We start from the raw sequence: 13,355 nt of genomic DNA, 5'->3' as shown, positions 1-13,355 counted from the left end.
ATTTGTATATTTGTTATTAGTGCCAAACCTATCATTCTGATAAATAATAAATTATCTATAGAACAAGAGTATATCTAATACTTGCATATTTTATGAGGGTTTAAAAGAGGTACAGTTATTTACAGAACTCCAAGTTATCACAAACTGCGTTTGCTCTTTCTAAACGCCAACTAAAAAACCTAGTGACTATCATTTTCCCTTTAAACATCAATCCTTTAATCGATTGAATGATATTGCCGTCATATTGTCCAAGCTTACATTCGCCTGTTTCACTATTGAAAGATGCATCATAGGCAAGCTTTAAAGGCTGGTCTTTACGTTTGGCGAATACGCCACCCATTGCATTAATAAAGTCATGCCATTTACTTTCGTCTGCTGCCACTCTCGCTTCTTCTAATACAGAATCAAAACCCAACTTTTGTTTTAAATGTCTCAATTCTCGCCAAACGGAAACACTCGCGCCGCCAATTTGCTGAAACTGACGAATACACCAACAAGAAGACCAAGCATCTACACGTTGCGCTGCTGTGATAGGGTCTTCACCGTGAACACCTTTATCTAATCCTTCACCGTCAATATTCTTTGAAACGTACTTGGCAATGTAGCCTGTTGCACTGCCTTTTTTAGGGTCGATAAGTTTAAAATCACAACGATTTTCAATCGCGCCTTTTTCGTCTCCATCTTCTTGAAGTGCATAATGCGAAATCGTGTTTTTTACGGTATCTATTTGTTGTGGTTCAACGAACAGAAGGATATGCCAATGGGGTGTTCCGTCATGTTGCGGCTCTGCCACACGAAATCCATAAGGCTTTATGCCTTTACGGCTCCACTCTGCACGTATGCGTGACCAAACATCACATAGGTATTGATTTGCTTGATAAGGTGTAAATCTCTCATATTTTGAGTTACGTTGCCCTGACTTGGCATAAGTGGCATGAAATTTTGAAGGGCACGTTATCGTTATGAAAATACCTTGATGATTATGCGATTTTGAAAGCTCTTCAAAACCGCGCATTCTAACCATTAATTCCGCTTTTCTTATTGCAGGGTTTGAGACATTTAAGTCGGATAATTCTTTAAGTGAAAATTGCTGACCAATATCATTAATCACGCTCATTGAACTGAGCATTTGTTCGTTACGTAATTTTTGTTGCTGCCGCTTTTTAACCGTTAAATTACTGGCATAAATCTGCTTGTACTTTTGCACAAGATTTAATTCAATCGCAGCTTGCTCGTATGCTTGATTAAATATTTTACGTAAACGCCTGTTCCACCATTTCTTATCACACATGCGTTTTATAGCGCCTAATTCCGTTACGGAATTTTCCGTAACGGAATTAGCTTGAATACGAAACGATTCGACATATTCCGTTAACAGGCGAAAGACCTCACCTTGATTCGCTATAGTTTCGCTTTGATTCGCCCCACATAAAACCGTTAACGGTTCAACGCGCTTCGTTACGTAACGGAGTTTTTCGTTAACGGGTTTTTGCGTTAACGGATTAGCACGACTTTTTACGTTATGATGAATTGCTATTCTTCTGCATCGCTCTGCACAATTCTCACTTATGTTACGTATTTCATCATCATCAACCGTTAACGAATTTCTTAATTTTGGTGGTAATAAATCTACAATACGCTTTGTTGTATTACGAATGTAAATGTTACGGTCACGCCTTACCTTAATGTTAAATGCATTATTCAAAATATGCCGTTTAATTGGATCAGGTACTTTACTTAACTCACCAAAGATAAAATCAACATCGGCTCTATCAGCAGCACAACTGTGCCATTCCTTTGTTAAAAAGGGATAGTCCTTAAAGACCGCTGATATTTTATTGAGTTTATGACCAAGAATATTATTTTGAGCAGTCATTTTTATACTCCTCAAATAACGTTTTACCTAAATCACTAATGGTGTAACGCTTATATTCAAGCTCATAATAGAAAACGGTTTCTGACTTGATTAACCCTTTGGCTTTTAAGTCTCTAATACTGCCAAGTTTAATAATTGAACCAAGTGGTAATGAGGGAAATAACTTACCAAAGTAATTACTCGGCTCAACACATAAATCTAACAGTAATCCATCATTGAAGATGCGAAGGTGAGCGTAATTGTTGTTAGTTAACTTATCCATACTAAACATTCTCCATTAAATGAGATTGCTTATAAAAGCTATCTAACCAGCTATCTAAATCCTCTACTAAGTAACGAACTGATCGACCTATTTTAATGAAAGGTGGCGCAGGGGTTCTGTTTTCTCGATTTCCTTCCATGCGTGATTGGCGTAAGAAAGAACGACTCATACCGATATATTCGGCTGTTTCTATTTCTGATAAAACTCTAGGTTGTATATTGTTTGACATTGATGTCTGCCTCGATTGATTAATGTGTTTCGAGGTAGAAATCTATTCGTCATTTTTGTCATATGACGTTAGGAATGACGAAAATTATTTTTTTAATTTTGTGATTAAGTTTTTAAAGGTACTTTTTTTCATTGTTCTTTCTGTATCACCTTTTACTGCCCATATTATTTCATCAGGGTAAACTTCTATTAATATACAATAAGGATCAATTTCGTCATCCTCTTCATGGTGCTTTTTCAATATAATGTTCCATAATGCTGAGGCTCCTTTACCAGGGTAGAAATTAATTAAATGCTTAGCATATATATGAAATGTGTTTTCTCTTTCACTTTCTGGTAATACTTTTTCATTATTAGACATTTTTAAACTAAGTCTAGCCCAAGAGATGTCGTCATTAGTAAGTACCATATCCTCTAGTTTAAGATTCAACCTACAGTCAAGTTTAGTTACCTCCTTTTGAACCATATCCCTATTTTCTTCACCAATTACTCTAGAATAGATATTAGTTGCCTGAATATTTTCAGGCCTCAGCGAAGTGACTTCATATTTTTCATCAAAACAATTAACCACCAATTCAGGTGAAACTTCTTCATAAAGTTCAATGAATTTTTTATCTGTTAAATAACATTCTTCAATTTCAACGCTTCCAGATTGAAGTAACTCATTACGATATTGAGGAAGCAAATTTATAACACCTTTATAATAAGCAACGCCTAATAACTTTTTTTTATATAAATCCAGATCCATCATTAAAAAGTAATGTTTATGAGCATAAAATCTTATTGGGTTATTAAATTTCTCACATAAATATATATAATCATAAGCGCTAAAACCAAACTTACTTTCTAGTTCTCCTAATCTGTAATAATCTTTTCTAAACATTTATACTTCTCTTTTTATACACAGTTTTTTGATTCTCATTAAACATATATCAACAAAAAACATCAACCAATCAAATTAACTGCCGCAGCTTTATGCTCTGGCGCTAGATGTGCATACCTTAAAGTCATTTTCAAATCACTATGTCCCATTAATTCACGTACAGTATTTAGATCAGCACCTGCCATAACAAGTTTACTGGCAAAGTGATGGCGTAAATCATGAAAACGAAAATTATCAATCTTAGCCTCAGTTAGCAAGGTATTCCACGTTCGTTTAATGTCAGTTAGTGGTTTGTTATCACTACCTTTAAAAACAAAACCAGAAGCATCAGTATCAGCTAACCAATTATTTAACGCTGCTTTTGCTTCATTGTTTAATGGTATATGTCGCCCTTGCCCTGATTTTGAGTTACTGGCTATTATCGTTAAATAGCCATTGGCTAGATCAACATGTTGCCACTCAAGACCAAAAATCTCCCCTCTTCTCATGCCAGTATTAATGGCTAAAATAACGAAAGGTTCTAAGTACCCACAGTAATTAAAATCTCTTAATTCAGGTAATAAAGGATAGCCACGGCTTTGACGGTGAAGGTTGCCAGAGTCGCGCTCATTTTTAATGCGTAAATCACGAACTCTTAACGTTGCTCTTAATGATTTTTCTTCATGTGGAGATAAGAATCTAACAATATTATTTTCGGCTTTTAGTGATTTTATTTTGCTCAGGTCATGGCTTTCAATAACTCCCCATTCGACCGCCCTACTCATTGCCCCTTTTAGGTAATTTATATAGCCGTTGATCGTTGATGGGCTTTTCGCTTGTTTCTTCTTTTCACTTCGCCATTTTTCAAGATCCCATGCATTAATATTTCCAAGTTGCTTTTCAAGTAAATGAGGAAATCCACGTTTAATAGTTTTAATAATACGATGAGCTGTTTTAAAGTTTCTAGTTTCAAGCCAAGGTAGATATTGATTATCTAAAAATGCTTCTAGTTTGGAATGTTTATCTTTTTCGGTTTGGCGTTTAGCTTCTTTTTTTACTACTTGAATATCAACACCGTTTGCTACCGCACCTAGCTTTGCTTTTGCTAGATCACGCGCTTGTGTGGGCGATAAGTCTGGATAGTTGCCTAACTTGAAGTTTACTTGTTTACCGTCAAAACGATAAAACAAATAATAAGTGATTTTACCTTTAGGACTAATGCGTAAATGAAAGCCAGAAATTTCTGAATCATTGACCCTGCGCTCATTGAGATCTAACCCCTTGATGCAAGAATTCGTTATTTTATCTAGCTTCGCCATTTTAGCCTCTCAAAGTTTATATGTAGCAAATATGTAGCACAATGATTGTGCTACAAAGTACAACAATGAACAAGAGAGAAATAAGGTGATAACATAAGACTATGTTTTATATATCATTAAAGTTACATTTAGGTTTATCGATGCTCATAGTGATTCACTGAAAAACACCATTTTTTGCGCCTCCTAAGCGCTAGGTCGGAAGTTCGAATCTTCTCAAGGGCGCCATAACAACCATTGCTCTCGCAGACAATTTATCTTAATTTTCAGATTTATTGAAAATGATTATTATGGAATATCTACTTGCCCTGATTCAAGCCACTTCATGAAGGATTGATATTGTATTTGGTTATTTTTTTCATTTTCACTTGCTGCTGCCTTACTGATGCCCTCATCAGGTAATAGAAGAATAAACTTAGGGTATACAGTTTGCACATGTGTCATTGCCCACTCGCGCCTGCTATAATTTTCTTTTGTATTCATAGCGAGTGCAGAGAGATGAGTTAACGCGTCTTTGTTTAGTACTATCGATACTTCTAAACGTGCAGATTCCGATTCTGAATCAGTCACATACACCACATATTTTCCGGCATTAAGATAAAGCCGTTCGTTGGCATTTGATGTAAAATGGTATACATCGTTAGGCGCTATGCTTATTTCCTCTGGAACAGGTACATTTAGTGCCCATTGATCTGATGCATTTTCCATGACTGTTGTTGTTGATTGCCCCATGGTGTAATTTAAATCTTCTTCAGTGTTTATATCTAAAAAGTGCATTTCCACATCAAAAGATGTCTCTGGATCAGGTATTGTGATCACTGAAGTTCGTAAATTTGGGTAATAAATATCAACCAAGATATCTTCGCCCAGATAAAAGGTTTGCTTACTTAAATGAATTTTCATAGTGGCACTCTCTTGTGAATCCGCTTCAGCTAAGCACATGTTCCAATGCCCAAACTGAAACAAATTAGCGACAAATATAATTTTTATTACCCGTTGAATATGATTGAAGCCCGATCTATTGAACAAAATAGCCTATCTCCAACTCTAAATGATTAAGGGGTAATACCGCGTAATATTTTCTTTTCTCTAGTGGTAAATGTTGTGCCACCACTGGTTGTATAATACATGATGCCCGCATTTGAAGCTGAATGATCCAGTGAAGGACCAAATGGTTCTCTTTTAAACCAAGATTTGGTAGCATGCCCCGCTTCATGACGAATAACCTGTTTGGTAGTCGCACTACTGATCCCTGTAGGTACAGATACACGACCACTTCCATGGCTCAAGCCTCCCCAATTTACCCAGAGGCCGTCGGGATCTAAATTAGTATAATAATGACCCCCGCTAGATTTTTGGAAAGCCCCAACTCTCAACCATGCAGGAACAGAAGGCTCTCCAAGCTTCCATTCTGACGTTGCGAAATCTCCGCCTCTGCTAGAAAATTTTGGGTGGTAATACTGAATTCCTACCACGGCATTGGCGGGTAAACTTACATCGGCGATCCATTTATTCATATCCCTAGAAAATGCACTATCGATTCGATCAGCCCAAGCTTGAGCCTTTGCTAAAATAGCAGCGCGAGCAGCGGTTCGTTTCAATAGTCCTTCGGGCGTTGAACCGGTATATTTGGCATCGGTTATTTCTGTGGCTGAAGGCGTTTCTGCTGGTATTTTAGCTTGTACTGTTGCCCAACTTCGCTGCGGTGTTGCAGTATCTTTCCATAATCCAATATATTTAACACTTTGTGCTGTGGTTAATTCTGTTCGCGTACCTGCTGTATACTCCACAAAAGCAGGGTTATAGACTGGCGCTATGGTTGCTGTTGCTGCATTAGTTGAAACATGTGTCATACTTTTCATTTCGTATATTTTATCAAAACTTACTTTACGCCATATCACAAACTTAGTGCTTTGCGCTGAGACAAGCTCACTAACGCCATCCGCTTTAAATACTTTTGCCGTAATCTTATATTCATTGCCACCTACACCAGAAGGTTTAAAATTGATCTGTGCTTGCATGGTTTCATTTGGCGTCACGTCTTTACAAGTAACTTTAGCATTACTGTTGAAACTATCATCACTAGCTGCCGAATAACCTGATTGTGCCACCCAATAGGTAGCTGAAGCATCTGATTTTTTTCCTAAGTGTTTACTGCCTGTATAATTAAAAGAGCTGGGTTTGTCGGTATTGTTTCCATCTGGGTCAGTAAAAGTAAAAACGACTTTATCAGGCAAGGAGTCTAGTGCCCCTTCTGCGTTTGAACGTTTATAGGTTACCAGTGCTGTTACCAAGCATTTTGCTTCGGGATCATTCATTATCACCTTGTTGCTTTGGGTCGTTACTTGGACTTCTATTTTAGTTACTTCGTACTTTAACTCTGCCAATGGACACGGCTCTTCAGCTTCATCACAAGGGGTAGCCGCATCTTTTTTAGCCGCAGGTTTATCCACTTTTTTAGCTTTTGTCATGTCACTTGCTCCAATGGCTCAGTTTTTAAGACCGCTTTCAACCAGATTAACGTTATCCTCTGCAAACGCTCAACACGAGTTTGTGTATCTTGTACTTTTTCATCTAACAAAGTTTTAGAAATCCATGGATAGAGCTTGTCGTTAGTGCAACCGCTCCCAAAGGCACTCATTAGTACCACCATTAGTGCAGTACCGCTAACAGGTGGCAAATTAAAGTCTGCCGCCTGCCCTCTAGCTATTTGGATAAATTCATCCAACGCGTCATCGCCAACGTAGGCCGCTCGTTGTGGAAATATAGCCTTGAATTCTTTAATAATGGCTACATCAAAATTCTCTTTTGACTGGGGAAAAGGTGACTCTAATAAATGAATTAACGACAATAGTGCCTGATTAATGTTTTGATTTTTGACGCCATGTACTTTTTCTAGATAGGTATTGAGTAGTATGTGAATTTGTTCTGCACGGAACATTTGATTACTATCATCATGTAAAATAACAGCAAACTCGTTAAATAGAGGGTCCTTATCAAAATAACTACCAAACATAAATGTCAGATCAAGATATAACTGAACTGAACCTTTATAGGTAAATCCATATTTTTTCGCGTTAGCTATACCTTCTTCAACGGCATAACGAAGTTGCTTATCACCTAAAACATCACATAGATAAGGTGAAAATTCATGACTATGTTGCATCATTTTAACAACAAAGCTTTGTAAAGCATTGCCCTTGAACTTTTCCATTTGTTCTTCTTGCAAGGCGATCATTATAATGTCCCTGTTAAAGTACACCTAAGATAAGTAGCGGAAAATAAATATACCACTCGATAGTTTTCAGTATTTTTTAAATAAAAATGATGGTTATTTACTTTGATTAATAACCTCAAAAGTTCAACACAATGAACCTCTGATCACTAATAATAGTAGATAGTGGATTGGATTTAATCAAGCCACATAAGCATGAGTTTCAATGTATAAATAGTAATGAACAAAACAAATAACTAAAGCTGTAATGAGAAATAGCTGACATAGCAAAACAAAACGTCTATAAAAGACCTGAACTTGACCCAGTAATCTATACAAAGGTGGCTAAAAGGTTATTCCATTTTGTAGCGTTTCACGTCATTTTTTTCTAATTTCAATATATATTTATCATTTCTAATAAAAACGTCAACTGTATGTGATTGCTCGCTAATTTCTAATTGAAGAACGAGCTTATGATCAGGTTTATCAGACGTTAGTTTTTTGTAGGCTTGAAAAATTTCATTTTCATCAAAAACAATATTAGCTGTGTATTGTTTTTGATTTTTTTGCCTCCAATTTAATTTAATCTTCTTGGGTATACTGCGATGAATACGGTTATTATCAGTACTTGAAAAGTTAAAAAACTCTTGTTCACCGTTAAACGTTTTTAGCCACATTGCAAATGGCGCAGAGCCAATAACGTCTATATCATATGGCATTTGCTGATAATATGTTTGCCAAAGCTCGGGAGGAAAACCTCCAGATTTTAACACTTCGAATTGGCTTGGCTCTATATTTTCTTCTAATACAATATCGATGTAATCTTTTCTAGATATATCTGTATCATCAATAATTGTAGACCAATCAGTTAAAGATTCTTTAGCCTTAAAATGGGCAACTTCTTTAGTAACACCTTCTCCGGATAACCAAACTGAGATTTCTCCTTCAGGGGCTGTACCAACTATAATTCTATTATAAGTAGCTTTTTCGCCGTTTAACGGGCTGATAAAACCTTGCTCAAATAATCCAAGCATCGTTTCATAGGGAAGTTGAAATTCACCACTAAAAAACTTATCTTCAACATAAGAAAACCAGCTTATATCTAATTTTACTGGTATGGGCTTAATATCTTCTCCAGAAATGTAAGTAGAATGCGTTTCTCCCCAACCATTATTTACTATTTTATGATCTGGAATATAAATCGATGAACCATCACTAAAAAATAAATCACCTTTTACAATTTCCACTGGGTATAATTTTGGAGCTGACTCAGTAGGATACCATCTGTACTTGTTCATTATGTTTTTACCTTGTGAAGGGGTTATAAACACTGAAAGCGTTGTTAAAATAATAAATATGCCAATTATGTTGCGCATTGATGCCTATCCAGTTTGTATTTTTCTTTTTCGTTTGCCCTTAATAGGATCATCCCCAGTCCATTGTGGGCCCATACCAACTGAGCCATAGTATGATGAAAAGTGAAAATACTTATTTCTGATATCTTTAACATTTTTATTATGTTTATCCCAATTTTTTCTATTATCAATATCAAGATGCCAGTCACTGGGTTTTGTGGCCCCTTGAGCATAGCTTTTAAGGTATGCTTGAAACGCTTTTAGCTCAGTTGGTACTTTGTATTTCACGGCTAACGTTCTGCTATAATGTACACCATACTCTTTAGCATAATCGGCCATCATTGCTAAGGGTATAAAACTATACTCATTTTTTATTCCTTTACGATTAACTTTGAGTTCGTTAAAAAAATTAAGTTCCTCAATTTCTTTTTCTTTGTACCAACCAGAATCTAATAACCAATCTCTTTCACGTGTAAAAGCCTTTTTATCATCATCTGATAAGCCCCAAAAACGGTCGATATCTAGGATTTGTAAATCCTTTTCATCTTCAGTTTTATTATAACTTCCTCCAATATCTGAGTGCACTCCAGGAAGAAACACTTCTAAGCCATTTTTGGCACTTTCTATGCCTGTCAATCTGAAGTTTTTTCGATGCTCTTCAGCAGCAGATAGCTGTACAACTCTTTCTGTGATACCTAAATTATCCAAATGTAATTTTTTGGTATCTGTATCATGGTTCATACCGATAGAGGCAACAGTATCAAATAACCCTACAAATTTAAACTTCACTGAATTTACATCAAAGCCTTTACCTTTAAGCTGATCTAGCAAGGTCTCTCCAGATTTTTTCATAATGGCATAAACATAATAGCGCGCCGCTGCTGCGCCACGACTAAAACCACAAGAATCCAGATAAATATGGCTAATTTTTTTATTAGGAACAAGTGGCACTATTTGATCTATCATTCCTTTTATGCCACTTTCAACTTTACTCACAACGCCGGTTGGGCCTTTGCCTAACCCTCCACCAACCAAATCATCAAGCTCACCATTTGTTGTGCCAATCCCTTCAACATATAGGGAAAAGTCATGGTCTACACCGTCAGCACTTAGCCAAACTTTTTCAAGTTTAGATACATTTGAATGATCACTTTGATAACTCCCTTTGTCTACTTTCAAACCTGCGGGTGAACCTTCTAGTCCAAGATCAACATTGGTTCTATTATTACCCGTTCCATCAAAGTATAAACATGCTCTAATGCTAACCCTAGGTTCTTCCAAAACATCATCGTCTTGCTCTGGGCAGCTTTGCCTTGTAGTATTTGCTGATTCTTTTTTATTCATCGATCACCTTATGCTGGCTAAGTCTGTATCTAGTGTAATTTTAACCAAATGAGCTTTTGCTGTTAATGTTTGATGAAACTGATTTATGCGGTAATGTTCATCAAAATAAGATCGACAAAGCATCATATGACGATATTCACTTAATGGGATATCAAAGTTAAACTCGATCTTATAGAGAATAAGTAGCTCAATATTTTCTTCATCAAACACAAACATACTATGAGCGAATGTAACCATATCATTAATAAACTGATTGAGTTCATCATCATCTTTGCTCAGGCACCATTCTTTAGCTGTATGCCGAAGAAGCACCATTGTTTTTTCTACAAAATTATTAATAATCTTGCTGGATAATAATCCATCTTGTTTTTGACTGATAGTAATCATAGTTTAAGTGTTTATTTGACATAGTTTATTTAATTACACAGATTAGATTAGCGTATTACCTCTTCCAATGGAACAGCCTAATTTTCTTTAATCTATTTCATAAGCTAGGCTAGAAGCTGTTATCATGATCTAGCCAAAGGGTTCATGATTATGACTACATCTGATAATTCTGCATTGACAATAAAACAGCCATTTGGCCACTAAGATGAATGTAATCGATAAAAAACCATAAAGACACCCTATACTAATTATAATAACTTTAGCTATCTGAACTTGATATTGAATGTACAGTGTAACGATCATTAATTTCTTTGATCCGTGCCACATGCTTAAAGTGAGCTTGGCGCATAACGTAAATAAAAACAAAGAAAATGAATAATACTGGGATTGCTAGGGTGAAAGGCTGTTCGCTCAAAAAAATATTCAACCATTCCATGGTTTAAATTCCTTGTATTGATATATTATTTTTATATTATTTTCGACTGATTTTGTAATCAGTCGAAAATAATAGCACAACTTTCCTGATTATATTAGCTAATTATTAAGCACTTCCATCAAAAAATGATTAACGCTCAGTGTTCCAACTAAAAAAGTAAGCGCCCAATGATAAAAATATTGCACTCATCACCACTAAGCAGCTGACATGATAACTGATGTCAGCCAAGGTGGCCCCTTCGGTTAGTACTTTTCTAGCGCCAGCCACTAAATGGGTCAATGGCAAAAAATCAGCAAACGCTTTTAATGCGGGAGGCGCGCCCTCTAAACTAAACCATACGCCAGAAAGCATCATCATGGGCCACGAAGTTAAATTTAATAAGCCACCGATAAGCTCTTCACTTTTACTTCGGCTGGCAACCAGTAAACCTAAACTAATCAAACAAAACGCGCCTAACATGCCAATAACAAATAAATCGAAATAACTGCCTAACATATAAAAGTCAAACAACAAGTTACAACCGCTATACACAATAGCCGATAAAAACAATACAATAAACAAACGGGATAATAGCTGCGCTGAGACAAATTCTAATGCTGATAGCGGTGTGGCTTTTAATCGTTTTAAAACAGCGTTTTTTCGGTACCGTACAATGACGTAACCAACACCAAACAAACAACTAAACATCATGTTCATGCCAAGTATGCCAGGCAATACCCAGTCAACATAACGTATGGCTTTATCCGACGTTTGTAAGCGGGTGTAACCACGTAGTTCAGTGCTAAATATTTTCTCGACCAAGTAACTTTTAGAAGACTCTTTGTTTACCCAATACCGCAGCGTTAATGGCTCAACCACCATATCAATGGTGTGGTTGCTAAGCTTACTTTTAGCCTCATCAACACTATCATATTGAATATAATCAACATAACGGGTATTTTTTGAAAAATCATGCTTGTCAGTTGTATGCCCTAGTTTTGCCGACGTTAATTGCACAACGCCTATTTTGTATGCTGAGCGACCATCCCCTGAAAATATAAATGAAAATCCTACCAGTAACAGCACAGGAAACAATAAATTCCAACTTAAGGATGATTTATCGCGAAAAAACTCAATATTACGCGCTTTAAACACGGCAAAAAAACGTTTGAATTTCATTAGCTCTCTCTTAGGGAATGCCCAGTTAAATGTAAAAACAAATCATCTAAATTGGCTGATTTAACGTGCAGCCCGGCTAAAGAAATTTGATTTTTCATTAGCATAGCAAGTGTTTTCTCGACATTTTTGCTAGCGATTTCTACACGGCCAGCATTAGCTTTCCATTGGTTTTCCTTGAGCAGTTGTGTTGGTACTTGTTGCTCGGGCAAGTAAATAAATACATCACTAAAGTGCTTACTGAGTAATTGATGTGGTGTTCCCGACTCGATAATTTCACCCCTATCCATAATCACTATGTCATCACAAAGCTGTTCGGCTTCATCCATATAGTGAGTCGTTAAAATAATCGTTCTATTTTGCGCTTTGATATTTTTAATCAACTGCCAAAAGTTTCGCCTAGCATGAGGGTCTAAACCGGTAGTTGGTTCATCTAAAAAGATAATTTCAGGATCATTAATTAATGCCAACGCCAGCAGTAGTCGCTGCCTTTGCCCTCCTGAAAGCAAACGGTTATCACGGTCTAAAAAATCAGCAAGATCACACAATTCAACGATCTCATCTTGAGCTAAGGTATGTTGATAAAACGAAGAGAACAGGGTTAAGGTTTCTTTAACCGTCAGGTAATCTTGCAATGCCGTATGCTGAAATTGAATACCTATTTGCTGTGAAATACTATTATCTACCTGCCTACCTTGGTTTTCACTTCCTTTTAGCCCTGTATAGGTCACTGAGCCAGAACTAGCGGCAATAATACCTTCCATAATTTCAATCGTGGTCGTTTTACCGGCACCATTTGGCCCTAAAAGACCAAAACAATGCCCTTGCTCAACGGTAAAGCTGATATTGTTAACCGCGATGATATCTTGGTATTTCTTAGATAACGCCTCAACGGAAATAGCAGTACTCATGATTTATTG

At 36.5% G+C, this 13,355-nt stretch carries 14 protein-coding genes; all 14 read right to left on the bottom strand.

What is annotated here, in order from left to right:
* Positions 1 to 115: 115 nt before the first annotated feature.
* The 14 genes from ABXG98_RS02445 to ABXG98_RS02380 all read right to left on the bottom strand — a co-directional run bounded on the left by ABXG98_RS02445 (position 116) and on the right by ABXG98_RS02380 (position 13,346).
* Positions 116 to 1,876 carry a replication endonuclease gene (locus tag ABXG98_RS02445; RefSeq protein ID WP_353537086.1) on the bottom strand — a complete coding sequence of 587 codons (1,761 nt, stop codon included), beginning with the start codon at positions 1,874 to 1,876 and terminating at the stop codon, positions 116 to 118.
* Positions 1,860 to 2,138, bottom strand: a complete 279-nt coding sequence (locus ABXG98_RS02440) for a hypothetical protein (protein ID WP_353537085.1) — start codon at positions 2,136 to 2,138, stop codon at positions 1,860 to 1,862. Before ABXG98_RS02440 ends, ABXG98_RS02445 begins: the two co-directional genes overlap by 17 nt.
* Position 2,139: 1 nt before the next feature.
* Positions 2,140 to 2,367: a helix-turn-helix transcriptional regulator gene (locus tag ABXG98_RS02435; RefSeq protein WP_353537084.1), complete on the bottom strand. Its 228-nt coding sequence runs from the start codon at positions 2,365 to 2,367 to the stop codon at positions 2,140 to 2,142.
* An 84-nt stretch (positions 2,368 to 2,451) separates the two neighbouring features.
* The gene (locus ABXG98_RS02430; RefSeq protein ID WP_353537083.1) at positions 2,452 to 3,249 is read right to left on the bottom strand and encodes a hypothetical protein; all 798 of its coding nucleotides are present in this window, start codon (positions 3,247 to 3,249) and stop codon (positions 2,452 to 2,454) included.
* A gap of 62 nt (positions 3,250 to 3,311) precedes the next feature.
* Positions 3,312 to 4,547, bottom strand: coding sequence for a site-specific integrase (locus tag ABXG98_RS02425; protein ID WP_353537082.1), 1,236 nt, complete (start codon positions 4,545 to 4,547; stop codon positions 3,312 to 3,314).
* Positions 4,548 to 4,832: 285 nt separating this feature from the next.
* On the bottom strand, positions 4,833 to 5,447 hold the full coding sequence (locus tag ABXG98_RS02420; RefSeq protein WP_353537081.1) for a hypothetical protein: 615 nt from the start codon (positions 5,445 to 5,447) through the stop codon (positions 4,833 to 4,835).
* 152 nt (positions 5,448 to 5,599) lie between these two features.
* Complete coding sequence (locus ABXG98_RS02415; protein ID WP_353537080.1) at positions 5,600 to 7,015, bottom strand: hypothetical protein; 1,416 nt, start codon at positions 7,013 to 7,015, stop codon at positions 5,600 to 5,602.
* Positions 7,012 to 7,782: a hypothetical protein gene (locus tag ABXG98_RS02410; RefSeq protein WP_353537079.1), complete on the bottom strand. Its 771-nt coding sequence runs from the start codon at positions 7,780 to 7,782 to the stop codon at positions 7,012 to 7,014. The genes ABXG98_RS02415 and ABXG98_RS02410 overlap by 4 nt, the downstream gene beginning before the upstream one ends.
* A 329-nt stretch (positions 7,783 to 8,111) precedes the next feature.
* The gene (locus ABXG98_RS02405) at positions 8,112 to 9,134 is read right to left on the bottom strand and encodes a DUF2931 family protein (RefSeq protein ID WP_353537078.1); all 1,023 of its coding nucleotides are present in this window, start codon (positions 9,132 to 9,134) and stop codon (positions 8,112 to 8,114) included.
* A gap of 6 nt (positions 9,135 to 9,140) precedes the next feature.
* On the bottom strand, positions 9,141 to 10,457 hold the full coding sequence (locus ABXG98_RS02400) for a phospholipase effector Tle1 domain-containing protein (RefSeq protein ID WP_353537077.1): 1,317 nt from the start codon (positions 10,455 to 10,457) through the stop codon (positions 9,141 to 9,143).
* Between the two features lie 3 nt (positions 10,458 to 10,460).
* Positions 10,461 to 10,844: a hypothetical protein gene (locus ABXG98_RS02395; protein ID WP_353537076.1), complete on the bottom strand. Its 384-nt coding sequence runs from the start codon at positions 10,842 to 10,844 to the stop codon at positions 10,461 to 10,463.
* Between the two features lie 259 nt (positions 10,845 to 11,103).
* Positions 11,104 to 11,280 (bottom strand): hypothetical protein, encoded by a 177-nt coding sequence (locus ABXG98_RS02390; protein ID WP_353537075.1) that lies wholly within the window; start codon positions 11,278 to 11,280, stop codon positions 11,104 to 11,106.
* A 129-nt stretch (positions 11,281 to 11,409) separates the two neighbouring features.
* Positions 11,410 to 12,438: an ABC transporter permease gene (locus ABXG98_RS02385; protein WP_353537074.1), complete on the bottom strand. Its 1,029-nt coding sequence runs from the start codon at positions 12,436 to 12,438 to the stop codon at positions 11,410 to 11,412.
* Positions 12,438 to 13,346 carry an ABC transporter ATP-binding protein gene (locus tag ABXG98_RS02380; protein ID WP_353537073.1) on the bottom strand — a complete coding sequence of 303 codons (909 nt, stop codon included), beginning with the start codon at positions 13,344 to 13,346 and terminating at the stop codon, positions 12,438 to 12,440. Before ABXG98_RS02380 ends, ABXG98_RS02385 begins: the two co-directional genes overlap by 1 nt.
* Between the last annotated feature and the right edge of the window lie 9 nt (positions 13,347 to 13,355).

The organism is Colwellia sp. KU-HH00111 (assembly GCF_040362745.1).
GTDB lineage: Bacteria > Pseudomonadota > Gammaproteobacteria > Enterobacterales > Alteromonadaceae > Colwellia.
The sequence above is the reverse complement of the archived record's forward strand: the minus strand, read 5'-3'. Positions and strand labels throughout refer to the sequence as shown.